At 49.2% G+C, this 24,934-nt stretch carries 31 protein-coding genes and 1 pseudogene; 17 read left to right on the top strand and 15 right to left on the bottom strand.

Features of this window, described 5'->3' with window-relative positions:
- Window positions 1-366 precede the first annotated feature (366 nt).
- A complete protein-coding gene (locus A6A26_RS02100) occupies window positions 367-1,911 on the top strand; it encodes a methyl-accepting chemotaxis protein (protein ID WP_063877250.1) in 1,545 nt (514 codons plus the stop codon).
- On the top strand, window positions 1,904-2,233 hold the full coding sequence (locus tag A6A26_RS02095; protein ID WP_063877249.1) for a hypothetical protein: 330 nt from the start codon (window positions 1,904-1,906) through the stop codon (window positions 2,231-2,233). The genes A6A26_RS02100 and A6A26_RS02095 overlap by 8 nt, the downstream gene beginning before the upstream one ends.
- 506 nt (window positions 2,234-2,739) lie before the next feature.
- Here the strand turns inward: A6A26_RS02095 and A6A26_RS02090 are convergent.
- The gene (locus tag A6A26_RS02090; protein WP_063877248.1) at window positions 2,740-2,982 is read right to left on the bottom strand and encodes a hypothetical protein; all 243 of its coding nucleotides are present in this window, start codon (window positions 2,980-2,982) and stop codon (window positions 2,740-2,742) included.
- 423 nt (window positions 2,983-3,405) lie between these two features.
- Here A6A26_RS02090 and umuD point away from each other — a divergent pair, with 423 nt between their 5' ends.
- Both umuD and umuC read left to right on the top strand, forming a co-directional pair.
- The gene (umuD, locus tag A6A26_RS02085; protein WP_074180969.1) at window positions 3,406-3,855 is read left to right on the top strand and encodes a translesion error-prone DNA polymerase V autoproteolytic subunit; all 450 of its coding nucleotides are present in this window, start codon (window positions 3,406-3,408) and stop codon (window positions 3,853-3,855) included.
- Between the two features lie 8 nt (window positions 3,856-3,863).
- Entirely contained in the window at window positions 3,864-5,138 is a 1,275-nt protein-coding gene (umuC, locus tag A6A26_RS02080) for a translesion error-prone DNA polymerase V subunit UmuC (protein ID WP_063877282.1), read from the top strand.
- Window positions 5,139-5,172: 34 nt separating this feature from the next.
- Here umuC and A6A26_RS02075 read toward each other — a convergent pair whose 3' ends face one another.
- The 7 genes from A6A26_RS02075 to A6A26_RS02040 all read right to left on the bottom strand — a co-directional run bounded on the left by A6A26_RS02075 (window position 5,173) and on the right by A6A26_RS02040 (window position 9,148).
- Window positions 5,173-5,415 carry a hypothetical protein gene (locus A6A26_RS02075; protein ID WP_063877247.1) on the bottom strand — a complete coding sequence of 81 codons (243 nt, stop codon included), beginning with the start codon at window positions 5,413-5,415 and terminating at the stop codon, window positions 5,173-5,175.
- Between the two features lie 15 nt (window positions 5,416-5,430).
- Window positions 5,431-5,796 (bottom strand): plasmid partitioning/stability family protein, encoded by a 366-nt coding sequence (locus A6A26_RS02070; protein ID WP_063877246.1) that lies wholly within the window; start codon window positions 5,794-5,796, stop codon window positions 5,431-5,433.
- Window positions 5,797-5,800: 4 nt separating this feature from the next.
- Window positions 5,801-6,757: a plasmid segregation protein ParM gene (locus A6A26_RS02065; protein ID WP_063877245.1), complete on the bottom strand. Its 957-nt coding sequence runs from the start codon at window positions 6,755-6,757 to the stop codon at window positions 5,801-5,803.
- A gap of 516 nt (window positions 6,758-7,273) precedes the next feature.
- Window positions 7,274-7,642 carry a hypothetical protein gene (locus tag A6A26_RS02055; RefSeq protein WP_063877243.1) on the bottom strand — a complete coding sequence of 123 codons (369 nt, stop codon included), beginning with the start codon at window positions 7,640-7,642 and terminating at the stop codon, window positions 7,274-7,276.
- On the bottom strand, window positions 7,635-8,273 hold the full coding sequence (locus A6A26_RS02050) for a nucleotide-binding protein (protein ID WP_063877242.1): 639 nt from the start codon (window positions 8,271-8,273) through the stop codon (window positions 7,635-7,637). Before A6A26_RS02050 ends, A6A26_RS02055 begins: the two co-directional genes overlap by 8 nt.
- 253 nt (window positions 8,274-8,526) lie before the next feature.
- On the bottom strand, window positions 8,527-8,865 hold the full coding sequence (locus A6A26_RS02045) for a hypothetical protein (protein WP_063877241.1): 339 nt from the start codon (window positions 8,863-8,865) through the stop codon (window positions 8,527-8,529).
- 13 nt (window positions 8,866-8,878) lie between these two features.
- Window positions 8,879-9,148: a hypothetical protein gene (locus tag A6A26_RS02040; protein WP_063877240.1), complete on the bottom strand. Its 270-nt coding sequence runs from the start codon at window positions 9,146-9,148 to the stop codon at window positions 8,879-8,881.
- Window positions 9,149-9,637: 489 nt separating this feature from the next.
- On the opposite strand from A6A26_RS02040, the gene A6A26_RS02035 reads away from it, so the two are divergent.
- From A6A26_RS02035 to A6A26_RS02010, 6 genes are all read left to right on the top strand, one after another.
- Window positions 9,638-9,895, top strand: a complete 258-nt coding sequence (locus A6A26_RS02035) for a hypothetical protein (protein WP_063877239.1) — start codon at window positions 9,638-9,640, stop codon at window positions 9,893-9,895.
- 39 nt (window positions 9,896-9,934) lie between these two features.
- On the top strand, window positions 9,935-10,282 hold the full coding sequence (locus A6A26_RS02030) for a hypothetical protein (RefSeq protein WP_063877238.1): 348 nt from the start codon (window positions 9,935-9,937) through the stop codon (window positions 10,280-10,282).
- A 21-nt stretch (window positions 10,283-10,303) separates the two neighbouring features.
- The gene (locus tag A6A26_RS02025) at window positions 10,304-10,948 is read left to right on the top strand and encodes a recombinase family protein (RefSeq protein WP_063877237.1); all 645 of its coding nucleotides are present in this window, start codon (window positions 10,304-10,306) and stop codon (window positions 10,946-10,948) included.
- A complete protein-coding gene (locus A6A26_RS02020) occupies window positions 10,945-11,466 on the top strand; it encodes a hypothetical protein (RefSeq protein WP_063877236.1) in 522 nt (173 codons plus the stop codon). The genes A6A26_RS02025 and A6A26_RS02020 overlap by 4 nt, the downstream gene beginning before the upstream one ends.
- A 132-nt stretch (window positions 11,467-11,598) precedes the next feature.
- Window positions 11,599-12,117 carry a hypothetical protein gene (locus tag A6A26_RS02015; RefSeq protein WP_063877235.1) on the top strand — a complete coding sequence of 173 codons (519 nt, stop codon included), beginning with the start codon at window positions 11,599-11,601 and terminating at the stop codon, window positions 12,115-12,117.
- 53 nt (window positions 12,118-12,170) lie between these two features.
- Window positions 12,171-13,052, top strand: a complete 882-nt coding sequence (locus tag A6A26_RS02010; RefSeq protein ID WP_063877234.1) for a hypothetical protein — start codon at window positions 12,171-12,173, stop codon at window positions 13,050-13,052.
- A 158-nt stretch (window positions 13,053-13,210) separates the two neighbouring features.
- Here A6A26_RS02010 and A6A26_RS02005 read toward each other — a convergent pair whose 3' ends face one another.
- The 5 genes from A6A26_RS02005 to A6A26_RS24560 form a co-directional block, all read right to left on the bottom strand.
- Window positions 13,211-13,504: a DUF1493 family protein gene (locus tag A6A26_RS02005; RefSeq protein ID WP_063877233.1), complete on the bottom strand. Its 294-nt coding sequence runs from the start codon at window positions 13,502-13,504 to the stop codon at window positions 13,211-13,213.
- A complete protein-coding gene (locus A6A26_RS02000) occupies window positions 13,498-13,956 on the bottom strand; it encodes an STM2901 family protein (RefSeq protein ID WP_063877232.1) in 459 nt (152 codons plus the stop codon). The genes A6A26_RS02005 and A6A26_RS02000 overlap by 7 nt, the downstream gene beginning before the upstream one ends.
- Before the next feature lie 149 nt (window positions 13,957-14,105).
- Window positions 14,106-15,410 (bottom strand): DUF1173 family protein, encoded by a 1,305-nt coding sequence (locus tag A6A26_RS01995; protein WP_063877231.1) that lies wholly within the window; start codon window positions 15,408-15,410, stop codon window positions 14,106-14,108.
- A 39-nt stretch (window positions 15,411-15,449) separates the two neighbouring features.
- Complete coding sequence (locus A6A26_RS01990; RefSeq protein WP_063877230.1) at window positions 15,450-15,968, bottom strand: phospholipase D family nuclease; 519 nt, start codon at window positions 15,966-15,968, stop codon at window positions 15,450-15,452.
- 486 nt (window positions 15,969-16,454) lie between these two features.
- Window positions 16,455-16,676: a KTSC domain-containing protein gene (locus A6A26_RS24560; protein ID WP_074180968.1), complete on the bottom strand. Its 222-nt coding sequence runs from the start codon at window positions 16,674-16,676 to the stop codon at window positions 16,455-16,457.
- Window positions 16,677-16,863: 187 nt separating this feature from the next.
- Between A6A26_RS24560 and A6A26_RS24555 the strand changes: the two genes are divergently transcribed.
- Window positions 16,864-17,067: an Hha/YmoA family nucleoid-associated regulatory protein gene (locus A6A26_RS24555; protein ID WP_074180967.1), complete on the top strand. Its 204-nt coding sequence runs from the start codon at window positions 16,864-16,866 to the stop codon at window positions 17,065-17,067.
- A 365-nt stretch (window positions 17,068-17,432) separates the two neighbouring features.
- Complete coding sequence (locus tag A6A26_RS01980; RefSeq protein ID WP_063877228.1) at window positions 17,433-18,326, top strand: RepB family plasmid replication initiator protein; 894 nt, start codon at window positions 17,433-17,435, stop codon at window positions 18,324-18,326.
- 279 nt (window positions 18,327-18,605) lie between these two features.
- On the opposite strand, the gene A6A26_RS01975 is transcribed toward A6A26_RS01980, so the two are convergent.
- Window positions 18,606-18,812 (bottom strand): hypothetical protein, encoded by a 207-nt coding sequence (locus tag A6A26_RS01975; protein ID WP_253851861.1) that lies wholly within the window; start codon window positions 18,810-18,812, stop codon window positions 18,606-18,608.
- A gap of 43 nt (window positions 18,813-18,855) precedes the next feature.
- The gene (locus tag A6A26_RS01970; protein WP_063877226.1) at window positions 18,856-19,386 is read right to left on the bottom strand and encodes a DUF2778 domain-containing protein; all 531 of its coding nucleotides are present in this window, start codon (window positions 19,384-19,386) and stop codon (window positions 18,856-18,858) included.
- A 463-nt stretch (window positions 19,387-19,849) separates the two neighbouring features.
- Between A6A26_RS01970 and A6A26_RS01965 the strand changes: the two genes are divergently transcribed.
- The 5 genes and pseudogenes from A6A26_RS01965 to A6A26_RS25340 all read left to right on the top strand — a co-directional run bounded on the left by A6A26_RS01965 (window position 19,850) and on the right by A6A26_RS25340 (window position 24,813).
- Window positions 19,850-20,401: a hypothetical protein gene (locus A6A26_RS01965; protein ID WP_063877225.1), complete on the top strand. Its 552-nt coding sequence runs from the start codon at window positions 19,850-19,852 to the stop codon at window positions 20,399-20,401.
- Window positions 20,402-20,530: 129 nt separating this feature from the next.
- The gene (locus A6A26_RS01960; protein WP_156506634.1) at window positions 20,531-21,010 is read left to right on the top strand and encodes a MuF-C-terminal domain-containing protein; all 480 of its coding nucleotides are present in this window, start codon (window positions 20,531-20,533) and stop codon (window positions 21,008-21,010) included.
- A gap of 498 nt (window positions 21,011-21,508) precedes the next feature.
- A pseudogene (locus A6A26_RS01950) lies at window positions 21,509-22,681 on the top strand (IS3 family transposase).
- A 773-nt stretch (window positions 22,682-23,454) separates the two neighbouring features.
- Window positions 23,455-23,988: a fimbrial protein gene (locus A6A26_RS01945; protein WP_082875138.1), complete on the top strand. Its 534-nt coding sequence runs from the start codon at window positions 23,455-23,457 to the stop codon at window positions 23,986-23,988.
- Between the two features lie 36 nt (window positions 23,989-24,024).
- Window positions 24,025-24,813 (top strand): MrpH family fimbial adhesin, encoded by a 789-nt coding sequence (locus tag A6A26_RS25340; protein WP_156506633.1) that lies wholly within the window; start codon window positions 24,025-24,027, stop codon window positions 24,811-24,813.
- Window positions 24,814-24,934: the final 121 nt, after the last annotated feature.

Below are 24,934 nucleotides of genomic sequence, written 5' to 3'. Positions count from 1 at the left end.
GACGCGAAGCCGCACGCGCCGCCGGAGCGGACTGAATGTCCCGCGCACGGCGGGGAACGGGTGAGCAGGCCGAGCGCCAGCGGTCCTTGACTGTGCAGCGGCCCGGCTAACGTGAAGGCACGGTGCAGGCCCTGAAAAGAGAGAGAAATGCGTCAGAGGAGGCGGAGAAGTCCGGCGTCAGGCGGAGCCGGAACGCCGGTCAGAAGCGGAGCGCAGCGACGTCCGCAGGAGACGGTGATGAAAGGCCGTCAAGTGATAAGAAATATTTGCCAATAAAGACATAGAACAAGTGATAACGCATGCCGATAGTAACCTGTCGTCAGCAGACGCAAACACAGCAGAAAAAACTTAAAAAAGAGAACGTTTATGAAAATTTCCACCCGCCTTATCGCAGGTTTCGGCCTGCTCATTGTCCTGCTTACGCTGTGCACCGGCACGGCACTGCGGTCGCTTCACCATGCCCGTGAGGGCATGGACGACGCCGTTAACATTAAAATGAAGAAATACCAGCTCGCCCAGGCGATGTTCGGCGAAAACAGGGACATCGCCATTGCGGTCAGGAACGTCATTATGTTCAGTGACCCGGCGCTGATGAAGCCAGAAGTTGAGCGCATCAACAAACAGAAAGCCCTGTTTTTCGCCAACCGCCAGGCCCTGGCCGACATCATGAAGACCGATTCGACACCTGCTGGCCGGGAAACCTACAGACGTATCATCGACGCTGAAGGCCCCACCTTTGCAGCCGTGGATAAAGGCCTTCAGCTCGGGCTGGCCAACCTCGACCAGCAGGCAGTGGATTATCTCATCCGGGACCTACGCCCGGTTCAGGGTAAGCTCCTCGCGGCCCTGAAAGATATGGCCGAGATACAGGAGCGCAACAGTCAGGTTGCGGTGGAGCAGAACAGTCGCGCCACCGACCGCGCCTCGCTCATCCTGATGCTGCTGACGGGCGCCTCCGTACTTGTGGCCGCAGGCGCCTGCTTTGTGGTCATCCGGATACTGATGCGCCAGCTGGGCGGCGAACCCGCGCAGGCGCAGGCGCTGGCCGCCACCATCGCCGCCGGTGACCTGACGTCCCCCGTAACGCTCCGCCGTAACGACACGACCAGCCTGCTGGCCTCGCTCGACAGCATGCAGGCCAGACTGCGCGGCCTGGTGACGCAGATTAAGGACACCTCCGCTTCCGTGGCCCTGGCCGCCGACGAAATTGCGCAGGGCAACACCGAACTCTCCTCCCGGACCGAACAGCAGGCCGCCGCGCTGCAGGAGACGGCCGCCAGCATGGAGCAGCTGACCGCCACGGTGAAAAGTAATACCGCCGGGGCCCAGCAGACCGCGGAGTCCGCGCGCAGTACGGCGCAGATGGCTCACGCCGGCGGGTCTGACGTTGAGCGCATGTCAGTGACCATGCAGGACATCTCGGTCAGCGCAACGAAGGTGCGCGACATCACCGCAGTGATTGAAGGCATCGCGTTCCAGACCAATATCCTGGCGCTGAACGCTGCGGTGGAAGCGGCCCGGGCAGGTGAAGAAGGCCGCGGCTTCGCCGTGGTGGCCGGTGAGGTGCGCACGCTGGCACAGCGCAGCGCCACGGCCGCGAAGGACATCAAGGTGCTGATAGAGCAGGCCGTTGAGCAGATTGAAAGCGGCGTCACCGTTGCCGCGTCCACCGGGCACAGCATCAGGAAAGTGGTCGGGCTGGTCGGTGAGCTGGCGGAGGCGATGGACACTATTTCCATGGCGTCATCAGAGCAGATGCAGGGCATTTCACAGGTCAGCGTGGCCGTTAGCCAGATGGACGGCGTGACGCAGAACAACGCGGCGCTGGTTGAGGAGTCGTCGTCGGCTTCGCAGTCGCTGTCTGAACAGGCGCACGCGCTGAGGGGAATGGTGGAGGCCTTCCGTGTCTGACGGTGACAAGGCCTACAGTGAAGAGCAGTGCATCGAAGCCATCAGGGGCATGAAAGCCGACGTTGAGGTGATATTAACGCAGCTGAAAAGCGGGCATTACGCCTGTCATGAGACCCTTGCCAACAACCTTGCGCACCTGATACGCATGGGGACGGAACTGAAGCCCCTGCTCAGCCAGCCCGGCGTCGCAGACATGGTGCTGCGTGCGGATGTGAGCCTCATGGCGGAGCTGATGGCCCTCACCCATACTGCAGAAATCATCGAAAATGTACTGGCCTCCCTGAAGCACAGCCCGGGAAAAAGCGGCGAAACAGCGGAATAAAACCGGGCTCAGGCTGACATACATCTGTCACACAGCGCGGGTTTACTGTCTGGCGCTGTGATGTGTTCGTTGTCTGAAAGATGTCCTCGCCTCCGGGCAGGCCCGTCGCGCTTCATGCTGACGGGCTTTTTTTTGCGCATATCACTTTTCCGGCGCTCTGCCTGCAGGCTGAATACCCACGCCATGCCCGGGGGAAAAAAAGCCGCCCTGCTCAGAGGGCGGCAAATCATCAGACTTAAAGTGGGTTACTCTGCCTGTGGCAGAGGGGATAATTCTGTCGACTACCCCGTCCGTCTGCAAGCGTAAGCGGTGACACTTTTTACCGTGGCCGCTCAGGCAGATAAAGGTCAGATCCCTGCACATCTGCCTTATATTCGCACACAAAGTGAAACACCCTGCTAACAGTAATACAGGGAAAAGCGGCTACGCTTTCTCCGGCTGCACACCGGCGCGTCAGTCTGAAGATGGCAGTTTTTGATGTATTTGGCCCGGCATGCCGGGCTTTTTTAGCTGTCCTCACTGAGTTTTTTCAGCTCAGACATCGCCTGGCGGACCATCCAGAAGCCGGGAGAGTAAAACACCCGGCCCAGATTTTCCGCCACGGCGGGTGTGACAACCCGCTCGTCCCGCAGAATGAGCCTGACCTCATGCTCCCGCAGCCGGGAACGCCGGCAGAATTTGTCCACGCTCATGTTGTATTCGGCCAGCAGCGCCGCCAGAAAACGGCCCACTGATTCCTGCTCATCCATAAATACCTCCTCCGTCTGTGGCTTTCCCGGAAGATAAAACACTCACCCGCCCTGAACAACAATAACACTGTGCGATTATTCCGCCCTTAAAACGCGAGGTGGCAACGCTCGCCGCAGGCCAGGCTGAGGCGTACCGCAGCGGAGCGAGGAACGAACAGCCGTGTCGAGGAAGCGTCATTTCACCTTTGCCGGCAAAGACTGCTTACGCGCTCCCCTGACTGAAACCGCCTGACAAAAAAATCATTAGCCTGCTCAGTAACATAGGCATCCCTTTGACAGAGTACCGTTTCGTTCCTCTTGCCATGCGCCTCCGGCTCAATAATACTGTTTTTATATACAGTGCTATTTAGGGAGGAAATTTACCATGTCAGACTCACTCACAACCGCCCCGGCCTCAGGCCATTCAGTCCGGAGAGCGGCGCCATGAAAACGACATCCTCCCGGGGCGGGCTGACGATATTCAGGCCTGCCGACATCCGCCCCGTCATGCGCATCCCGCTGTTTGTTGAGCGCTGTGCGGCCGGCTTCCCCTCCCCTGCCACCGACTACGTGGAGGCGGAACTGGACCTGAACGAGCTCTGCATCACCCACCGGGCCGCCACGTTTTTTGTGCGCGCCAGCGGCAGCAGCATGGAAGACCTCGGACTGTACGACGGGGACGTGATGGTCGTCGATCGCGCGAAGGAAGCCAGCCACGGAGACATCGTCATCGCGGAGGTTGGCGGGGAGTTCACCGTCAAGCGCCTGCAGCTGCACCCGCAGATTGCACTGCGCCCGATGAACCCGGCCTATCCGGTGATATACCCGGAGGAGCTGCACCTGCTGGGCGTGGTCACCTGGTTTTTCCACAACACCGAGGCGCGCCGGAGGTAACCATGCCGATGTTTGGTCTGGCTGATGTGAACAGTTTTTATGCGTCCTGTGAGGCCCTTTTCCGGCCTGATTTGCGGGGAAAACCTGTCGTCGTCCTTTCGAACAACGATGGCTGCGTCATAGCAAGAAGCAAAGCGGCCAAAGCCCTGGGCATAAAAATGGGGGTGCCGTGGTTTCAGTTAAAAGCGCTAGATTTCCCTGAAAAGGTTCACATTTTCAGCTCAAACTACGCCTTATATCATTCATTATCGCAGAGAACCATGTCAGCGCTTGAGGAAATGACGCCCAGAGTCGAGCAGTACTCCATCGATGAAATGTTCCTCGATCTGACCGGCATTGATGGCTGTGAGGACTTTGAACACTTCGGCCACCGACTGCGTGCCCACGTTCTGGCCAGAACCGGACTGACGATTGGCGCCGGCATCGGCCCGACCAAAACGCTGGCCAAATCAGCGCAGTGGGCCTCGAAGGAGTGGCCCCAGTTTAAGGGCGTACTGGCGCTGACGCCCGGAAACCCGAAGCGGACCGAGGCGCTGCTGATGCGCCAGCCCGTGGAGGAAATCTGGGGTGTTGGCCGTCGCATCGGCAAAAAGCTTAACCTGCTCGGCATCACCAACGCGCTCGAACTGGCGCGCACGCACCCCGCTTTTATCCGTAAGAACTTTTCGGTGGTGCTGGAAAGAACGGTGCGCGAGCTGAACGGCGAGGCGTGCATTCCCCTCGAAGAGATGCCGCCGGCAAAGCAGCAGATTGTCTGCAGCCGGAGCTTCGGTTCACGTATTACCACGAAAGTGGCCATGCAGCAGGCGCTCTGCCAGTACGCCACGCGCGCCGCTGAGAAGCTGCGGGGCGAACGTCAGTACTGCAGACACATCAGCGTGTTTGTCCGGACCTCGCCGCATGCGGTCGGCGAGACGTTTTACGGCAACACGGCCGGGGAAAAACTCACCCTGCCCACGCATGACACGCGGGACATCATCGGTGTGGCCATGCGCGCGCTGGACCGCATCTGGATTGATGGCCACCGGTATATGAAGGCCGGCGTCATGCTCGATGACTTCACGCCTCACGGCGTCAGTCAGCTGAACCTGTTTGACGACAACCGGCCCCGGGCGAACAGCGCGCAGCTGATGCAGGTGCTGGACGGCATCAACCAGTCAGGTCTGGGACGGGTATGGTTTGCGGGTCAGGGAATTGATACCGAGTGGAAGATGAAGCGGGACATGCTGTCACCGGCATGGACCACGCGGTGGAGCGATATACCGGTCGCCCGGGTAACCTGAACCAGCGCGCGGCTCTTTATGCAGACTGGCTGTTTCAGCGCTTCTGCCTGTTTTTTTTCCACGTTTCGCTGGCGAGAAAAGCGGAGCGTGTCCCGACGGCTGCCCACAGCAGTTGCAGAACCACAGAAACGATGACGCCGGGATGTTCCCAGAACAGCAGCGGAACGATAAACAGCATGCTGAGCAGAAAGCCCCACTCCCCTGCACTTTTCCTGTCCTGGCCGGTGAGCTTTCGGAACCCCAGAAAGCCCGTTACCAGCAGTATCACTCTGTTCATGATGACCTCGTTAAATTAGCCTCCGCCGAACATGCCTCTGGCATTACTGCGGGTTTCATCGACAGTGGCATTCGGGGATGCTTCAGCCGGCTCAGGAACGCTTTCAGCCTGAGACGGAGTCTGCGCGGTGGCGCTTTTAGGGCTGACAGCCCGTATCACCTGAAGCACTTCTTCTGCCGTCGTGTTTTCGCTCAGCAGTTCCGACAGCAGGAACGGCAGGCGCGGATCAATCCGCTCAAGTGCAAACCCGCTGAGCATGGCCGCCTTCCAGAGACGGCCGCGCTCACCCTGCGGAGTTTCATCGGTGTGACTGTCTGCATAGGCCTCACCGAGGCTGCTTTTAGGATTAATGTAAAACTGGATCTTTCTGCGCGTATCCATGACGTTATCCGATAGCAATCATCCCCCTGACCAAATCGAACTGGGATGAGTCGGTTTTATAAAAGCGCTCTGCCCTCACACCGCAGTGCGTGCGAACGGCCTCGGCAATAATTTCGGCACCCCCGCCAATTACCATGACATGGGTATAGCCTTCAAACGCCTTCATGGCGCTGAGAACACGCTGCGTGAGACGTTCAAGTGATTCGTTAATGGTACTTTTCACCAGACTCACGCGGGAGAGATCGTTAATCCGGCGCTCCAGGTATGCATCATCATTACGATGGACAATAATATCATCGGCAAGATAACTGCTGCCCCGCGTTCCTGCAACACGCAGCGCGTCCGCGACCGCGGTCGTTACCAGTGACACACCAATGGTTGCGTCACCATGAATGCGCGTAATACCGCTCATGCGACCACGGACCTGTGAAATATCGAGCGTCGTTCCTCCCAGATCAACAATGAGAAGTGAATCGAGCGGGTCCAGCTCACTCAGCAACTCAAAGCCGGCAGGGATGGATTCGGGCATGACTGAGACACTGCGGATTTTAAAGGCCTCACCCCCGTTCAGCGTAACCGGACGCAGCAGGCTCGCCTTTTTCTTTTCGATGTTTGATGCAGCGGGCTGGTTATTGCGGTCATAAAACTCAGTCAGCGGGAGCGTGACCGTAATATCCACCTCGCAGGGTTTGAGGCCGGTTTGCAGGAGCGCATGATGCACAGCAACCACGTTCACGTCGCTGTACTGCCATGCAATGTTCGTGGTATTCACCGCTTCCGGTGCAATCGGATCATAAGAGTACTGCTCGCCGTTCATGGTGTAGTTGAAAACCGGTTTTTCACCAAATGCCACTGACCATTCGCGCTTGAAGCTGTTCGGGCTCAGGTACGTTCTGATACTGCCGTTGTCTTTCCAGGCCAGCTTTACGTTTGTAGAACCATCATCGATGAACACTTTCATATCCCAAACCACCCATTAATTGAGAACAATATGAGATAAATATACACTAAGGATGGACTCAGATATACACTCAACCTCAATATTTCTCACATTATTCTCTTATATATCTCAGTAAATTTCATGATCTTGCTGCAAGATTGCAGATAACATGAACAGTAGGTCTGCAAATTGGTTTCCTGAAATCAGAATATGGAAGCAAGATGACAGCAAGATAGCTGCTAGCTTGCTGCAATTTTTTCTAATCAGCTATCAACAAGCCACCTCGATTTTATGCAGCAAGATTGCTGCAATCTTACTGCAACATAAAATAAACAAAACAATGCCCAACGAGTGAAAACAGATAGCAGCATGATTGCAGCAAGATAAAATCAATAAAACAAAAGGAGCTCAAAGTAACAGCATGCCGCAAGATAGCAGCTATCTTGCAGACAAATAAAAGCTAACTTCGAGCTCCATATAATAAGAATAAAATTAATCATGCAGCAATCTAGCAGCAATCTAGCAGCAATCTAGCTGCTACTTATAACCCTGTTTTTCCGCATAAGCTTGCAGGGCCTTTTCCAATAGCTCAACTATTTTGAGATCTTCCTGATACGCTATATCGCGGAAGCGTTGATCAAACTCAGCAGAAACGCGAGTCGCGAAAGGAATTGTGCGATTGGTTTTGCGCATGCTTCTGCCATCACGCTTGATATAAGACTCCTGAACAGGTTGTTCCAGTGACGCCCCAGCTGAGGACGGTGCTTTTGCCGCTTCAGCAATATCTGGTGCTGGCGCGACCTCTGGAGAGTTCAAACTCGTAGCGTATTCATCAGGAGCCGGAGGAGAGCCTAACCCTTTAGATTTAGATTTAGATTTATTTTTCAATGCAGACAAATCAGCCATTTTGCTCTCCCACTTTGTTAATGAGAGCCTGAATCAGTTCATCAGCTCTTTCATTGAGACCTTTGTATCGGGTTTCTGTAACCGCAAGTCCTGCGTTCATTGCTTTGCGGTAAGCGGGTTTTTCGAAAAGACAGCCGTCGAGAACGTCATAGCCAGCCTCTAAGATATAGGCACGAGCATCAGCTTCTTCAGCATCAGTTCCAACCCTACTCAATGAGAAAACGAGTTTACTGCGGGGAACGCCTTCTTTAACAAGTGCATGAAAAACTTTGATTGCTGGAACTAAGTCATCGAGTGATGCACCGGTAGGCTGCACTACGAGATCAGCCACTTTAGCAATTTCAGTCGTGCCCTTACTTGCACGAGCAGGCCCATCCAGGATGAGAAGATCTACATTGTCTGCAACGGATAGCGCCTGAGAAACAGTCTTGAAAAGCTCAACTGAACAGGCAGGGGGAAGACCATTGGAAAGGCGTCTACGATGCCAGTCAGTGGTAGTAGCCTGTTCAGTATCAAGATCAGCTATTTTAGTAACAATACCTCCTGCGTTAGCCTCACGGCCAAATGCACGGGACATTGTGCTTTTACCAACACCACCTTTCTGGGAAATGAATCCGACAATCCAGGCCATACAACCTCTCAATTAAGCAGCAATCTTGCTGCAAGACAAATTATAAGAAAATTAAGAAGCTTTCAACTTGTTTGCAGCAATAATGCAGCATGCTACTACATTGCTGCAAGATTAATTAAATCAACCCTTGATTTAAAGGACTAACATGAAGAAGGTAGTCCAGTCACATTATCTTGAGGATACTTAGAACAGAACCCAAACTATTGAACTAACAACATGTAGGGTTGAGCATTTACATTAAGATTTGGTTAATCTATGGGCGGGAAATCTGTACTAAATAAAGAAGCGAAAGCCAGTCCTGCCGAGTACTGGCAAAAATATCTAAGATTGCTTCATCAGTGGCTTGATTATATCGGAAGAGGCAAATGTACTTTCCGGTGGGATCGATCCAACGTCGTAAACGAACACCAAGCTCTAATGCGTCAGAATCTTCACGGTACTGGAGGGGGTTTTCTTCAATGTCATTAATAGCCTGTTCAAGAAGATCGGAAGTGAAAGCCTGAGCATCGGCTCGTAACATCCGTCGTTCTTTATAGGTCTCAATTAAATTTAAAGTGTGTTCAGTTGAATCTGTAGTGAAAGCTTTTGCCATTATATCTCCTACTTTATTTGTTCTGCGCTGCTCGCCTCCGTGCCAATAGGTCTCGGGCTGAGCTAAAGCGACCTTGTTCATAATCATGCTGAGAAAGATTGACCAGTTTCAGCATGGCGCTTACCTGCTGCTGCTGATAACGTTCAGCCAATTCCGCTTCACGTTCTTCCGCGGTTTGAATGAAAAGCTCAGCTGCACCGTTTTTTGTCACAAAGACACCGCCTCTGAATTGCTCTGGAGAACCGAGCATTTCGCGGGCCGACTTCTGCGAAATCGTTGTCATCGTCTTTACCTCTATTTTGGCAACTCGTTTTAAGTGAGCCGGTTGCCTTACTTCAGATAGTGTTCGCCAACTATATTGGTTGTAACACATGCGTCATAGTTGAAGATAGCAAGCCCCATTATTAGAGTCAATATTTATAATAAATTTTACCACTGTTTTTATATACAGATTTTTTTAATCATGACTAGTATGGCTAATGTGCAATTTAAATAGCTTGTTAATATATGTAATATTATTTAATAGTAAGCTATTTAGTAGCTAACAATCATTATGACCCCATCTGATTGATACCATAATGTTACAATACCCTTAGATAAAGTAACATTAGGTTATTAATGGATTTTCAGTTAAAAGTACATTTTAGATAGCCAATAAATAGATAGCCAAATTAAACTGCCTTCAGTTATTATTAGCCTGTGAAAACCAACAGGCCAATTAAGGTATACTTAAAATGCCTACTATCAGGTCTTAAAGAAGAAGGGGTGTTGAATGCTTGCGGCAAATACGAAAACTTTTTCGGGAAGGGTGGAACGCGTTGTACATGTAACCACGTTCAACGACGTTAACCTGATGCTCTATGGAGTTCTGCTTTCAGGGGAGCTGGAATGGTTACGCATCTGCACGACTGAAATTAAACACGCTGAGATAATCGCGTTTCTGAGTCCGGACGCTTACGTTGAAATCAGGGTAGGGGATTACATAAATATCCAGGGGACCGCGTACAGAAAATTTCACTCCCTCAGCTAAAACCGTTCACCCGTACTGAAAACATTCCCGGAGCTCGCAGTGAAACCCTTCAGCCTTTTAGTAAACCATCCACTGGATGAAACCTATCTCAGTCCTCCGGGAGAAACCTACACGGAAGGTGAACTACCTGAGGAGGAGATTCAGGTGCGTCATGCGCTTATAGCCATGTATGTTATGACAGACCGTCTGATAAACATCAGCTTATGGGACCGTCTGTTCAGAACCCGTAGATACTCGTCTGCCTGCCTTCCGACGACAGAAGCACAGCGGCGGCTGATGACGCTCGTGAACAGTACGCCCTTACACAAAGCTGCGCTGAGGCGCATTGTGAGCGTCATGCCTGAAGGCAACGGTGGCCGCGAAGCGCTCAGCGATTATTTATGTTAAGAAGACGGGACCGCTAAAGCTATGCAGATTGCACGTATTTATCTTCGGGTCAGTACGGATGAGCAGGAACTGACGCGACAGAACAGTATTATTGAAGATGCCCGGGGCAGGGGTTTTTATGTCGCCGGCGTCTATAAAGAGAAGGCTTCCGGTGCCAGGGCAGACCGCCCTGAACTTCAGCGCATGATTGCCGACCTGCAGCCGGGCGAGGTTGTTGTGGCCGAAAAAATTGACCGCATAAGCCGTCTTCCCCTTGCGGAGGCGGAGCAGCTGATAGGCTCGATAAAGGCTAAGGGGGCAAAGCTGGCCATCCCCGGCATAGTGGATTTGTCCGAGCTGGCCGTCAGCCAGGACGGCGTGGCCAGAATCGTGCTTGAGTCGGTTCAGGACATGCTGCTTAAGGTGGCACTACAGACCGCACGTGACGATTACGAAACCCGTCGTGAAAGGCAGCGGCAGGGCGTGGAGCTGGCAAAGGCTTCGGGTAAGTACAAAGGGCGCAGACCGGAACCGAAAACACACGAACGTATCATTGCCCTTCGCGAATCCGGTATGACGATTGCGCGCACTGCGACTCTTGCAGGCTGCAGCATAAGTCAGGTCAAACGGATATGGGCCATTCATAAAGAAAATTCTGCAGAATCCAAAGGGACTAAGAAAAAATGACACCAGAAATCAGACGCAGTATTCATGCTTTCCGCAACGCACTGGTGCTCGCCGCCGACACCCGTTCGCACGAATGTTTCAGGATGCCGCGATGGTGGCAAGAGATGAATAATTTCCCGCACGGATGCTGTTATTTATCCAGTAACTTCCTGGCACAGTACCTTAAGGACAGCTACCCGACACTGATGCCAGTAATTGTCCATATGCAAACGACAGCTGACTTCAGGAAAAAACACAAATCATCAATAAAATCCCACGTCATCACTAAGCTGGACAAATGGTATATCGATCTTACCCTCAACCAGTTTGCGGAGTACCGGTCCAGGGTGGTGATTGATGATAATACCGGAACGCTGGGAACCCTCCTGAGAAATATCAGGGATTGTGACGGGGATATAGAGGAGCGCGATATCCAACTGAACACCTTCTCAGAAAACGGACAAAAACTTTACGCCTGGCTATGCTCCACTGCGAATAAACTGCTGAAGGATGTGGAAGCAGAAAACACATCATGCTGAGAGGTGAGTAAGCGGTCACGACAAGGTGCTTTGACCGATCTTAACACTATGCATGTGAACAGTTTCAAACAATAAAGCCCGCTCACGATTGGGCTCGCTTAAATCAGGTTGTATGGCTGAGAGAATACAGACATGAACATTTTACTGGGCAGTACGTTTGTGGCCATGTTGCTGCTGTGCATTTATATGATGCTGAAAATCAGGCAACAGTCTTTCAGAATAAACCAGCTGGAGTCCGCTATTCGGGGGGAAAGTACGGGGAAAAAAATCCCTTATGAATCGTTGTCGCTTCTGGACAGTCTGAGGCGGCAGGCGAAACAGTGGAACAGTTCAGAAGATAATCCTGAACTTTTAACAGTACGTCCTGCCTTTATTGAACGCATGGATGATTACCTTTCCGGCATTTTTGGCGCAGTACCAGAACTCAACGACCGTAATGCGGTAACGCCTGTGACTGAGCCTCGTCCGCTTTATGCCTCACTGTATATGACTCATTCTGTGATGGTCTGGTTTGAACCACATCATGTCAGCTTCCCTGTGGCCAGTCGTGAGCAGGCAGAGCGTATTGCAGGTGCCCTCAATGCTAAAGGAATTGAGGCAAGGTGGACAGCCAGAGATGCGCGTTCGTTGTCTGGCCCCATATCGGCATAAACCAGAGAAATATCATTCAGAAACAGCCAGAACTGCATAAGGATATAAAAAAAATGAAGTTATATCATTTCACTGGTGTAGCAATGTTACACAACATATTGGCGGCGGGAGGAATAAGTAAAGGCTACTTTCAATTGAGTGACGGAAGGATGCTTTACGGTCACAGCTGGTACACGTCTTCCCCATTACCTTATGGTCATGGTTTAGTGGATGGTACAGAAGTCCTCACCGAGAGCACTAAAAACTTTTTATCACGAGCTTCAGGTCCAAATACTAAAGGCCCAGTCAGAGGCACCCATAATAAAAGACTTATACGCCTGACTGTAGACTCGGATTGGTTAAAAAAACAGGATACGTTTTACTCCATGAAACAGATAATGCTCAAATATGGAGAGCCTTCACTAAGGGCTAAGATACTGGGCGTGGCAGGCTGGGTTAATATCGACAGCCTTTCTGACCGTGAACTGATGAGGTGGACAAAAAGTCCTAAACTGAAGCATGACACCTGGTATGTTCACACTGAAAAATTACCGGTGGAGCGTATTCTGTCCATTGAGTTTATGGAAAAAACTGATGTCTATGTACCTTACGACTTTGAGTTACACGGACGTCGAGAGCTTGAAAAGGTAGGCCTCTATTCCCTTACCCCCCAGCAATTTAATGAGCTGAACGAAATACTTCAGGAAGAAGATTTTACTGGCGGAGAAGTTTTGGTTATATGCAATGAACCTGATGCTGTTCCCCGGATTGTTTTCAGAAATCACAACGGTGCGCATGTTCTTGCTATTAATGATGGCAGTCTTCTGCAGTGCGAAGGAGAAAAGTACAATCGGCAGTCACTAAAAATACTTTCAGACTGGGTTAGACAACACTCAGATCATTTGATGGGCTTATGGAACAGAAGTCGGGAAGACCTACTGAAATATGATTCCTGATATCGCTCACAGGTCACATTGCAATTACAGCACTCAGGAGGTGGAAATTGAGGCATTTCAAGTGTTCCTGCCACCTCCCGCTACCATCATCGGCCCTGGCCGTTTTCCGCAAAGGCTTTCATGCCTTAACGCTGATGACTGTCTCTGGTTCTTACGCATCAGTCATAGCACCATCGCCTGGACCTTGCTGACTCGATCAGCATCCCTATGGTAAGAGGGATGGCCTCACGCGGTTTTTTCGGGTAATAGAGGCTGAACATGACCTGGTCAGAATCCATTCCGAACGCATCAAAGACGTTTTGCAGGCATTCCGCCGCATCTTCCGGGTCAAGCTTCATGTCCAGATTGAGCGACATCTCAGGCGTGAGTGTTTTTTTTCGGAACGTCAGCAGGGAACGACCGTTCCACGGCTCAATGAGCGCCATCACGCGCGCCTGCGTCTCATCTACCATAACTTATCCTCCCCGCGGGCGATGGTGTTATACCGGTTGACCGTGTGAAAGCTGATATCGGCAACATCTCTGGCCAGAATCACCCAGCCCACGACAGGAACCGCACGCCCTATAAAAGTGCTGAGCTTGTGTGTCCATCGTATACGCGCCGTCCAGGGTGGGTATCCTCCAACGACAGTGGGGAGCTGAATGCCGAAGGGGAACTTGGCGGTCCGGAATACTCTGCGCGCAGCACGTGAAGCGTAGGATGTGCCCTTTTCCGCATCGCGGGGTTTTGCGCGGGTCGTCAGGACATTACGGCCTGAGAGGATAGCTACGATCGCCCCGAAGTCATCGATTCCCAGCTGTTCGGCAACTTCTTCACAAAAAATGATGAAAAAGAGTTCACCGGCGGTCAGGTTCGGTCTGCCCGCGTAGAAATAGGTGTCATTGAGTTCTTCAGTCGTGTCCACTGCATGCTCCCATATGTTCTGACTGAGCTGTTTTCCTGACGCGTGAGTGAAGATACCCCTGACAGTGACGACTGACAACCTGACGGTCAGGCACAGAATCAGGAATTGCAGATAGCCCCCTTGTGATCCTGCTGATGACGGTCACCGTTTCATGCAGGGGGAAATGCCGGCAAGTCTGACTTCTCTGCAGCGTTCCAGTACCACCATCTTCCCGCACCGTATTCCGAATCGTAATGAGCGGTTTTAACTTGTTTGCGCTGCAGGTACTCAGGCGTGTTCATCCCAAAGACTTCCATCGGCAGCGCATCGACGCCGGGAACGTCCTTCAGCACAAAATCCGGGAATACGTCTTCCTCGCCGTCGTAGCGCAGCGGCTTGATGAAGGTGCGTTTTTCCTGCCACGGTTTTTCTTCAACCATTCCCTCATAGCCCGAATCCAGCGGAATAAAGCGGGGGCTGACCGTCATCAGCGCCACGTCGATGACGGTACTGCAGCTGGACGGCCGGTTGCGCCCGTCTTCGTGCCTGAACGTCGTTTCGGGCGGCTCCGTTTCCACGATGACCACGACCTTCATTCCCCGGCGCCAGTCGCCCAGCTCGCGGCCAAAGCTCCTCTCCAGGCGGAGGCGCACGTCCTCCGGCAGCACCAGGTCAGGGAAACCGAAAAACAGCCCCAGCGGCAGCGTGGTCTGCAGCCGTACTTCAGCAGCCTCATTCCAGCCGGCCAGAACGGAAACCACAATGAGCCGCCGTTTGTTCTTTTCGGCCGCTCTCAGGTGTTCCCAGTTTGAAATGACCTGTGGCGTGCCCTTCATGGCCATGAGCAGCAGCGACTCCTCCAGCGGCACGCGGCCGACGCGTATCCGGCCCGCCGTCTGCTGCAGGCGCCAGCTCACCCAGCCGGGCGTGCGTTTCTTTTTATCGAAAGCGAGATGCCAGACGTTGATGCCGGACTGTTCCCACAGCAGGTGAAGCAGCCCCAGCAGGCGCATAGAGGGCCGGCGCTTACGCTTGACCGGTTCATCACCGGACACGTCTTCAGCCGGTTTTGACTCTGACGGTGCCTTTTTCTGCAGGCCGGTGGGCAGCCTGACCACGATGGTGCCGTCCGCGGCGGAGCGTACTGCATCCCCCTGATAAATCTCCGCCTGACGTTCGTCTGACCACACCGAATAGAAACGGCAGTCCGGCTTGTGTTCGTTACCTGTAAAGGCATATGAAGAGAGCCAGCATCGTTCAGTCTCATGAGAATAATGCACCTTCAGGCGGCGTTTTACGGGGTCGGTCTCTGCCGGCAGGCAGCGGCAGGTGACCACCGTGGTCTTTTTGTTATCGCGGGCATGCTTCAGCCAGCGCTGCCAGACAGGCGTTTCGTTCTGCTGGAAAGCTTCTGACGCCTCGTGCTGGCCACGCTGACCGGTGAAGTAAACCGGATAAACTCTTTTCTTAGTCATATACAGTTCACCTTACCGGCAATATTAATTATATTTTTATTAACGGCTGCACTGTACAGGCGATGACTCCGCCCAGAGCCGGTTAAATTCATCCTGATACTGTTTACTCACTGATAAGCTGCTTCTGATAACAAGCGCATTTTCGGCATTACGTTTTTCAGCCGACGAGGTGTAATTGAAAGAGCCCGTCTGCACGCCGTTATTTCCTGTCACAATGAATTCGTTATGCATAATACTGTACTGCGAATCTGTTCTTACCTGGATACCCGAACAGGCCAGCTTATTAACCAGCGACCAGCGGTCGTGACTTTTCTTTTCGTCGGCCACTAATCTTACAGGGACGCTGCGGCGCGAGAGCTGCACAAGCGCCTCAGCGACCGGCTTGCTGGTGAACTCATATGCAGCCACGTCCGCTGACCCCTCGTCCGAGCGTATGAAGCTGATGATGAGTGTCTGAGCACTTCCTCCGGGTGAAAAACCCGTCTGAAGGTCAGAGTCGGAGTATGTGAAAAAAGGAACTGTAAATAAAAAAAGACAGTAAACCCTTAGATTTTTCATTATTTATAACCCCTGTTTCATTGCAGTTTAATAACTCATTAAACCAGATCAATAAATAATCAAACATTTTTCAGTATTAACTTTTTTTAATAACTCTTAACAACTGTCTCCTTAAGAAATCAGTTTACCCTCCGATAATTATTTTATAAAGGACGGAGGAAAAGAATGAATCAGTTTCATGAAATTAATTTACTGACATCACGTGGTGATATTAATGGTGCACTGTCGCTGATAAATGGCTGGAGCGAAAGTGTGGCGCGCAAGATCATGAAAAAGGCCGGGTATCCGGTGCCTTCAGAAAAAGGGCGTTCCTTCTGGTTGTGGGTTCAGCAAACGCTGATGCAGGCCGCCAGGGAAAAGCGCTGCGGCTACCAGCACCGGTTCTCATATTCCTTCAGCCGTATAAGGACAGAGGCAGAAAATCATTATGAAGATTATGCGAGGATGATGGCTGAACAGAGCAGGAAAAGTGAATCTGAATCTCCCTCAGAAAGTCAGTTTCCCGCGAAGGGAAGTGTAGTGTCCGTCGATACAGCTTCGGAAATAGGCATCCGGATCTCTGGCCCTGCAGAAGGTGTGGTAAACTCTGACCGGAACGCCCAGCCAGCGGCGACTGCTTCCGTTAATGTACTCCAGTTCGAGAAGGCCACTGGTTGCCTCGTAACGCACAAGACTGAAAATCGAAGAATCAATAGTATGCGGTTTCATGCTATGGCTAATTCCCTCCTGTCATCTCCGGGATCAAACAAGCGTTTACAGGACCTTAAAACACAGGACTGTTCTCATTTTTCAACGCTACGAATCATTTTAAACGTTGCAGTCATTTCACTCAGCAAAAATCTTTTGGTTTATGGCCCATCCCGTGCCATGAGCGCCCACTTATTTAAGGTAAGGTATGACAAAAACAGACTGGTTAATGAGATTCAGGCGTTATCGTTCTATGGACACGCTGGAGACCGTATACGAACATCTGAAGTACGAAGGCGATCCAAAGGAAGAATATGCGATGACGTCAGCATACGATCACCGTAAAGCTGAACTTACAGTGGGTAAGCTGTTTGACCGCGTGCCGGTTCATGTCTGGAAATTAGTAAACTGATAAAACTAAACGGTTATGAGCAAGTTTTTACCGATAACGGAAATCGTATTCGCAAATTATTTACGTGTGCGATTTACGTTGAACAAGCCGAAGGTGCGTTAGAAAAAATACTTATCCACATATCCACTGGATAGATCAATTGTTTAGTTCATATATAGATCACTTTAAGATCAAATAAGATCACAGAGTCTGTAAGCTACTGTTTTTAAAGTTTAAATATAACCTTCAGGCGGTCACTTTCATAATAAAAGCGGTTATATTCATAAAAAAGGCGTTTACTTTCATAAGCAAGGCGGTTACTTTCATAACTCTCAGGCGGTCACTTTCATAAAACCGGATGCCATTATCATTTTAGGGTTAAGTAAATGGAAAAAGAACAGGAAAACATACACATAGACAGTCCTTTTTCTATTGTAAAAAAAGAGTCAAACACAAGTTATGAACTGGTGCCTACCAGTAATAAATCAGTTCAGCCCGTTGCCCTCCTGCGCCTGAGCGTGTTTACACCGGTTGCCCCAAAAGAAAAGGGCAAACGCGACTTTTTAATCGACGCTTCAGAAGAACTCTCCAGCCTGGAAGTAGCTCGGCAGGAAGGGTACACAGACATTAAAATTCAGGGTGCTAAGCTCAGTATGTCAACTGACTTTAAAACCTGGGTTGGAATAATTTCTGCATTTTCCAAATATGGCTACAACAGCGAAAAGATTACACTACCTTTCTCAGAATTTGCTCGCATGTGTGGCTTAAAGCCTACTGATATCAACGGACGTGCCAGAGCGCGTTTACACGATTCGCTTTTTAACTTATCCAGTGTGACCCTATCTTTTCGTGGAAAAAATGCGAAAAAATCCCTCGTTACTCACCTCGTACAGCGAGCAGTTCTTAACCATGAAACCGATCAGGTTGAGATAGTTGGTGACAGTAGTCTGTGGGAACTTTATCGGTATGACCATAAAGTTTTACTTGGATTGAAAGCTCTATCAGAACTGTCACGAAAGGAGGCTGCACAGTCTCTGTACGTTTATCTTGAAAGTATGCCTGCTGGTACGCTTTACATATCAATGAGAAGGTTTCGCGAGCGCCTTGCGCTTGAGTCTCAGATAAAAGACCAAAATGCCATTATTCGGCGTGCCTTGGCCGATTTAGTCAGAATTGGATATCTGGATTTCAATGAGTACAAAAAAGGCCGTGAAATCATGTTCGTAATCAATAGCAGGTCACCAAAGTTACAGCGTCTGGCGTTCCAAAGCGCAGATTAGGCGGTTACTTTCATAACTAGATTCATTCAGGCGGCTACTTTCATAAGTCCCATCTTGCTGGATAGGCTACTTTCATAAAATTACCCAGCTTTCAGAGCCTGAAAGGTGCATTGATTATGAAAGTAGCCGCTTTTTACTCTGTATTTATGAAAGCAGACTACCCTTACAAGACATTTGAGCACCGCATTATGAAAGTAGCCGCCTAAGCTGAGGAAGAACGCAACCTTAAACAAGCACGGACAATATCGCGGTTACTTAAACAGTTTATCAAAGCCAATTTCAGGTGGCTTTTAGCTTCCTGACCACCATCCGTATCAGGCCGAACAGAATCGCGGCGTAGAAGGTGATAACCGCAAGCAGAGCAAAGAAGGTCACGGGATCGGTGCCAGCCTCATAAACGTCAGCCTGGTAACGGCCAAAAACCAGATGAGAACGGTCAACAATCCACGCTGTCAGCGAATAAAGCGGCATCCCGTACCGCGACATAATAAACGCCACTACGAAGCACAGTGCGAACCCCGCCGCTTTCTTAACGAATTTTGCAGTCTGCAAAGTTGCTGTCTCCCTGAACGTCAACGTAGCCATAGGCCATCAGCCCGTTCCGCGAACCGGGCACGCGGATTTTTGGTGTGCGTAACAGCGCCTGCCTGACCGTGTAAAAGTCAGTGCGCCGCACAAAGGTGATACATCCCTCACTTTCTCCTGAACCGTCCGGCCGGAGAGGATGCAGGCGAAAGCCGCCACGTGCCACGCCGTTGATGAATATCGAGTCAGTCATGGTCTGCGAATTAAACAGCGCAAACCACTCTGAATGGTCTGAGTTATTCCAGAAATCAACAACCCATCCCCTGATCTGGTTTGCGATACTGCCTTCGGGCCGCGGGACAATCCAGTAACGGCCAACCGGAATGGCACTGTTCGGCAGGTAAGCGCAGTTGGGATCGTTGGTGTAGGGTTTCTGGCCAGAAAAGACCGGAAAGGTACCCACGCCGTAGACCTGCAGCTTTGCCTCGCCGCCCCCCTTTGCCAGGTCGTTGTAGCTCATTGTCATCTTTAGCATGAAACGCTCCCTGTAAGTTGTCAGGCCGATGCTATCACTCCTGCAGGGCAAAATTAACGATCGGCCTCCGGCTTTGTTACCCTGCATCACCCGTGTCTGCCCTACGCCAGGATTTACCATAACACCCCTTTGCCGCCCCCCCTGAGAGGCCCTCAGCGCGTTTCTGCGGCGAATGGGCCGTTTCCGGCATCTTTCCCTGTCAAAAACCCTGAAAAACGCACCTGATGATTCTGGTGTAGCTGCATGACTATGCACGAACATGAATGACAAGGGATATCAGAACAAAGGGCTGCTGAAAACCCCGTTTTGGGTGATTTATCAAAATCCCAGGTAAACACGCTTACCACAGTCGATAAAGTTACACCGCGCTGAATTCTTATCGAATAAAAAAATTGAAAAAAACGATTTCTATCGTATAGATTTAATGGAAAATGAAATTCATTCACATTTTAAGGTTTTTTATATGAAAGATATGAAGGCAGTTGTTGTTTTTACTGGTAAAGATCTAAACATAATGAGCTCTGAAGGGGGATCAGGTTACTGGCATGCCAAAACAGACAGGCTCAACGATGCCGAATACCTCATTGCAGTACGAAACAGAAGGGAAACTTGGGCAGTAAAGGACCTGGAGCACGGCACAGCTTTCCTTATTGCCAAAATTACAGGTTGTTTTAAAAATCCCGATTACGAAGACAGGAACGTTATAACTTTTGATGAATACGCAGAAATTCACTCTCCCAACGCATGGAAAATGCTAACAGATGGTCAGCGCTATCCTGTTGCTTATTTGAGTGCGCAAGAAGCATTTTTGCGTATTGAGGTAACACCGGAAAAACTGGAGTGGAAGAAATTCAATCCATCTCCCCTGTCACTTCCTGGCGCAGCGGTTCCGAACCCTGCTGAAGTAAGGTCAGAGCAACTCCCTCTTAGTGAGGCAATTGAAAGAGCCAAAAGGGATATTAGCCAGGCAACAGGGATTGATAGCTCTGCAATAACAATAAGCATCAAGCTCTGATGAAGCGCCAAACTGATCCCGTACTGATCTTTAGTGACGAGTGACACCTCCAACATGCTTCAGTAAATGGTGATAAAATAAGGGTCAATTTTGCCCTCAGATTAAAAACATCCTTTAGGGAGCATGATATTGAGCATCAGAGTGGAGTATGAGGTATTTACGCCAGAAATGGCTGCATGGATTTGTGAGGCTGGTAGTACTGCTGAGGGCATCGATGCAGAAAAAATGCGTCAAATCGTCTCTATTGGCCGATTTCCCGCTAATATATTAGCCGGTATTGGTTGTGATGATCTTGAGATAGTCACCACCATTTCAGTTTTTGAAAAAATGGTTTTTGATCATGGTATTGGAACAGACATTCTTTCCAAGTTCCATGCAATCCTTTGCGAGCCAAAACAGATTTTTAATTCCGCATCGCGCCCAGGATCTGTAGTAGTAGTGACCCTGGAGTTTCAGCGGGGTAATCCAATTATCATCCCCATTCAGCTGAGCAAGCATGTAGGCAAATACCAGCCAAACGTTCATTGGGTGTCGAGCGCTTACGCGAAAGATAATCCTGATCAGCTTCAAAGATGGGAGAACGATGGCTTACTGCTGTGGCGAACTTGAGGGGGTGTCTAGGGTAACGTAATAGCGCAGTTCCAATTACTGAGGCATTCGCACCCTAGACAATTACCATTGTATCAAAAAAGAGTAATACGTCAACCTTATCTAAGCTAGCCTAAAGGCTACGAGAAGTGGTTTCCTTATCGTTTGGTTCAACTAAAAATGGCGTTGAACAAGATACCGGTTCGAATATCAGCTCTAACTTCAACGAAAGTCATTCAAGCTTCATAGCAACTCAATACCTACCAGTAAAAGCGTTAGCTTTTGCCGCCACAACCTTCAAAAAAGAACGTCTATGGCTAGAGATTATGACATATGAGGTACGCTCTCTCTTCGGCCTGTTTCAGCTAAATTGACAGCAGTAAAGCTGCACTGGCCATGCGTACCTCATATGTCATAAAAGGGGGCAGTTTGGAGATCGGAAATTATTGTACGGTATGAATCGCCACGGGTTTAACAGACACCTCGGAGTCATTTAAGATGACTTAAAGAGAGGTGCCCATGAGCGGTAAGCGTTATCCCGAAGAGTTTAAAATTGAAGCAGTCAAACAGGTTGTTGATCGCGGTCATTCTGTTTCCAGCGTTGCAACACGTCTCGATATCACCACCCACAGCCTTTACGCCTGGATAAAGAAGTACGGTCCGGACTCATCCACTCATAAAGAACAGTCAGATGCTCAGGCCGAGATCCGCCGTCTCCAGAAAGAGCTGAAGCGGGTTACCGACGAACGGGACATATTAAAAAAAGCCGCGGCGTACTTCGCAAAGTTGTCCGACTGAGGTACGCCTTTATCCGTGACAACGCCCGTTGCTGGCCTGTTCGCCTGCTCTGTCGGGTGCTGGATGTTCATCCCAGTGGCTTTTACGCCTGGCTTCAGCAGCCGCATTCACAGCGCCATCAGACAGACCTGAGACTGACAGGACAGATTAAACAGTTCTGGCTGGAATCGGGATGCGTCTGTGGTTATCGCAAGATCCATCTGGATCTGCGGGACAGCGGGCAACAGTGCGGAGTCAACAGAGTCTGGTGGCTGATGAAACGTGTCGGGATAAAGGCTCAGGTCGGATACCGGAGCCCGCGGGCACGTAAAGGCGAGGCCAGTATCGTGTCGCCCAACAGGCTCCAGCGACAGTTCAATCCGGATGCTCCGGATGAGCGTTGGGTAACCGACATAACCTATATCAGGACCCACTAAGGCTGGCTGTATCCTGCCATGGTTGTTGATCTGTTCTCACGCAAAATTATCGGCATGGTCCATGCAATCCCGGATGACAAAGGACATTGTCCTGAACGCACTGCTGATGGCTGTATGGAGGCGTAATCCCCAAAAAGAGGTGCGGGTTCATTCGGATCAGGGCAGTCAGTACACCAGCCATGAGTGGCAGTTGTTCCTGAAATCACACGGCCTGGAGGGCAGCATGAGCCGCCGCGGTAACTGCCACGATAATGCGGTTGCAGAAAGCTTTTTCCAGTTGTTGAAACGCGAACGGATAAAGAAAAAGATCTACGGAACGCGGGAAGAAGCCCGCAGTGATATTTTTGATTACATCGAAATGTTTTATAACAGTAAGCGTCGGCATGGTTCTGGCGATCAGATGTCACCGGCAGAATATGAAAACCAGTATTATCAACGGCTCGGAAGTGTCAAGATTATTCGTAGCTATTCACATTGAATTTTGATCTAATGTAAACCATGAAATATCGTCATTTATTTTCTGTTGACGTTTTTCCTCATTAAATAAAACGGACAGCAAACGAGTAATGTAATATATTTATTTGCAATTTTTTGTAATTAAAAAAGCAAGAATTAGCTATAACTTACTAAAGTTTCCCATTTAAATTAACTTATTGAATTTTATTATAATTTACCAGCTGTTCTAACCAATGTAAATTGTAATGCTAATCAAATAAGCAAAATCGATAGTTTTTAGCTATGATTTAATCAATTTTACTAAAGTTGACCTATCCATTTAAGAGTATATAATTCATGTCAACCCAAAGTTGAGATAAATGTTTACATATTCTCGGTAGTTTTACCTACTTGACTTTAAAGAAATTCATCTACATATTATGTGAAGAGGTAAATATGGTTGCTCACTTCCCTTCTTTAATAAAAAATTCTATTGGAATTTTCTAAAATGAAATTAAATGCAATCTCATTAGCGCTGGATATTGGACTAACTATTTTTTGCGGGTTCAGCCATGGCGGATTATCCAACTCCAACTCTCAAAACTACTGATAGCACGCACGTTTATTTAGATGGAGCAATTACTAATGCTCCGTTTTCAATTCCAAATGCTTCCTCGATCAACATGTGAAAATGGATAGCATTGCCGCGCACGTATTAGAAAAGGGTGGGAGTTACGATACTTAAACATGCAATATAGTCTTATCAAAATGAGGTTTAGTTATGAATAAAAAAAGATTGGATTACTTGCAGTTTTAATGATCATAGTAACTTACACCTGTCAGGCCAATACATTACCCGCTTTTAAAATGGGTGATGCAAAAGCTGTTTCAATTGTGACTGTTAAAGGTATCCTTGTATCTCAACCTTGTATTGTTCCTGACAGTGATAAAATAATAAATGTACATATGGGTAATATTGATTTGCAGGATTTATACCGTAACCAGTCAATGCCACGTATTCCATTTATTTTACATCTGCAGGACTGCAATACAAGTATAGCTAATAGTGTTGTTGTGAAATTCATAGGTAATGCAGACACGGCTTTGCCAGACATGCTTTCAGTGGAGGGCAGTACCTCTAAAAAGCCAGGTGTTGCAATTGGATTTGAGAACAGAAGCGGGGAGCAGATTTCACTTAACAAAAATGCCCCACCTCAGAAACTGACGACCGGTAACAATGAATTGATTTTTAATGCATATCTTCTGGGAGAACCTGATAGAATCAGGAATAAGAGCATTGAGCCGGGTGGTTTTAAATCGACGGCCATACTGGAGCTTAATTATGAGTGATTTCTTTGAACACGAGAATAGATCATTTCCATTGCAATGGCTTATTTTGATTGTTTTTTTTCACATGCTTCCAATTCAGCCATTTATGCCCATGTTGCGCAAGTTACCGCTAATCCCGGTTCCGATTTATCTCTTTCACTCAAAACAGACGCATGGACAGATGAATCGGATAATAATCCTAACCCTTGCTTCAGTGATTCAGCTACATGTGTCTTGACAATGGGTGTGCGTCTAAGTTCGACTTCTTCGAAGTATAGGATTGATAACGATAATTATACATGTATTAATAAGACCAAAACAATTGGTGAAATAAGAAAATATTTTAATATGGATAGTTATTACGCAGTCAAAGTCGGACCAGAAGAAATCACACCTACATCATGTGTAGGTTTATTTTATGGTGATTACTTTACACAGGAGTGGAAACTATTACCTGGTTCGATGTGTGGAATAATACCTCCTCCGGTAGGACGTTGTAAGTTCAGCGGTGATCTAACGCTGAACTATGGAACCTTATCTTCATCAGCGTTAAACGGGAAAAAAATCAGCGGCAGAGTTGACGTAATTTGTGATACCAACATCAATCTTTCAGTTATGCTTTTTAATCCCAATGACGGTTCTCAAACAGTTCCTTTGCGTAAGGATGGTTCTCTCGTGGCCAAAATGACCTTAAATGGAAAAGACGCTTCGCAATCTGGAGAGATATTTTCAATAGATAAAAACAGGCCTGCAACACTTGAAGTCACCTCAGAAGCCATAGTCTCAGGGGCTCCTGATCCTGGCGAGTTTTCAGGCTCGGCGGTGATCGTGCTAAATATTACCTGACTTTTCTCACAATAATTGAATCAATAAAAAATCATTTTTTAAAGGGGTGATCTTTAAGATCACCCCTTTAAAAAAATAATATTATAAATGTCATGTAATACTTGTTAGTTGACCGTAAAAT

The sequence above is a fragment of the Pantoea sp. OXWO6B1 genome (assembly GCF_001641135.1).
Taxonomy (GTDB): domain Bacteria; phylum Pseudomonadota; class Gammaproteobacteria; order Enterobacterales; family Enterobacteriaceae; genus Pantoea; species Pantoea allii.
The sequence above is the reverse complement of the archived record's forward strand: the minus strand, read 5'-3'. Positions and strand labels throughout refer to the sequence as shown.

What these genes read in the sequence shown, in the direction of transcription:
- A6A26_RS02100 (WP_063877250.1), top strand. Translation starts at nt 367, where the DNA reads ATGAAAATTTCCACCCGCCTTATCGCAGGTTTCGGCCTGCTCATTGTC.
- A6A26_RS02090 (WP_063877248.1), bottom strand. Translation starts at nt 2,982, where the DNA reads ATGGATGAGCAGGAATCAGTGGGCCGTTTTCTGGCGGCGCTGCTGGCC.
- umuD (WP_074180969.1), top strand. Translation starts at nt 3,406, where the DNA reads ATGAAAACGACATCCTCCCGGGGCGGGCTGACGATATTCAGGCCTGCC.
- umuC (WP_063877282.1), top strand. Translation starts at nt 3,864, where the DNA reads ATGTTTGGTCTGGCTGATGTGAACAGTTTTTATGCGTCCTGTGAGGCC.
- A6A26_RS02075 (WP_063877247.1), bottom strand. Translation starts at nt 5,415, where the DNA reads ATGAACAGAGTGATACTGCTGGTAACGGGCTTTCTGGGGTTCCGAAAG.
- A6A26_RS02070 (WP_063877246.1), bottom strand. Translation starts at nt 5,796, where the DNA reads ATGGATACGCGCAGAAAGATCCAGTTTTACATTAATCCTAAAAGCAGC.
- A6A26_RS02065 (WP_063877245.1), bottom strand. Translation starts at nt 6,757, where the DNA reads ATGAAAGTGTTCATCGATGATGGTTCTACAAACGTAAAGCTGGCCTGG.
- A6A26_RS02055 (WP_063877243.1), bottom strand. Translation starts at nt 7,642, where the DNA reads ATGGCTGATTTGTCTGCATTGAAAAATAAATCTAAATCTAAATCTAAA.
- A6A26_RS02050 (WP_063877242.1), bottom strand. Translation starts at nt 8,273, where the DNA reads ATGGCCTGGATTGTCGGATTCATTTCCCAGAAAGGTGGTGTTGGTAAA.
- A6A26_RS02045 (WP_063877241.1), bottom strand. Translation starts at nt 8,865, where the DNA reads ATGGCAAAAGCTTTCACTACAGATTCAACTGAACACACTTTAAATTTA.
- A6A26_RS02040 (WP_063877240.1), bottom strand. Translation starts at nt 9,148, where the DNA reads ATGACAACGATTTCGCAGAAGTCGGCCCGCGAAATGCTCGGTTCTCCA.
- A6A26_RS02035 (WP_063877239.1), top strand. Translation starts at nt 9,638, where the DNA reads ATGCTTGCGGCAAATACGAAAACTTTTTCGGGAAGGGTGGAACGCGTT.
- A6A26_RS02025 (WP_063877237.1), top strand. Translation starts at nt 10,304, where the DNA reads ATGCAGATTGCACGTATTTATCTTCGGGTCAGTACGGATGAGCAGGAA.
- A6A26_RS02020 (WP_063877236.1), top strand. Translation starts at nt 10,945, where the DNA reads ATGACACCAGAAATCAGACGCAGTATTCATGCTTTCCGCAACGCACTG.
- A6A26_RS02015 (WP_063877235.1), top strand. Translation starts at nt 11,599, where the DNA reads ATGAACATTTTACTGGGCAGTACGTTTGTGGCCATGTTGCTGCTGTGC.
- A6A26_RS02010 (WP_063877234.1), top strand. Translation starts at nt 12,171, where the DNA reads ATGAAGTTATATCATTTCACTGGTGTAGCAATGTTACACAACATATTG.
- A6A26_RS02005 (WP_063877233.1), bottom strand. Translation starts at nt 13,504, where the DNA reads ATGGTAGATGAGACGCAGGCGCGCGTGATGGCGCTCATTGAGCCGTGG.
- A6A26_RS01995 (WP_063877231.1), bottom strand. Translation starts at nt 15,410, where the DNA reads ATGACTAAGAAAAGAGTTTATCCGGTTTACTTCACCGGTCAGCGTGGC.
- A6A26_RS01990 (WP_063877230.1), bottom strand. Translation starts at nt 15,968, where the DNA reads ATGAAAAATCTAAGGGTTTACTGTCTTTTTTTATTTACAGTTCCTTTT.
- A6A26_RS24560 (WP_074180968.1), bottom strand. Translation starts at nt 16,676, where the DNA reads ATGAAACCGCATACTATTGATTCTTCGATTTTCAGTCTTGTGCGTTAC.
- A6A26_RS24555 (WP_074180967.1), top strand. Translation starts at nt 16,864, where the DNA reads ATGACAAAAACAGACTGGTTAATGAGATTCAGGCGTTATCGTTCTATG.
- A6A26_RS01980 (WP_063877228.1), top strand. Translation starts at nt 17,433, where the DNA reads ATGGAAAAAGAACAGGAAAACATACACATAGACAGTCCTTTTTCTATT.
- A6A26_RS01975 (WP_253851861.1), bottom strand. Translation starts at nt 18,812, where the DNA reads ATGTCGCGGTACGGGATGCCGCTTTATTCGCTGACAGCGTGGATTGTT.
- A6A26_RS01970 (WP_063877226.1), bottom strand. Translation starts at nt 19,386, where the DNA reads ATGCTAAAGATGACAATGAGCTACAACGACCTGGCAAAGGGGGGCGGC.
- A6A26_RS01965 (WP_063877225.1), top strand. Translation starts at nt 19,850, where the DNA reads ATGAAAGATATGAAGGCAGTTGTTGTTTTTACTGGTAAAGATCTAAAC.
- A6A26_RS01945 (WP_082875138.1), top strand. Translation starts at nt 23,455, where the DNA reads ATGATCATAGTAACTTACACCTGTCAGGCCAATACATTACCCGCTTTT.
- A6A26_RS25340 (WP_156506633.1), top strand. Translation starts at nt 24,025, where the DNA reads ATGGCTTATTTTGATTGTTTTTTTTCACATGCTTCCAATTCAGCCATT.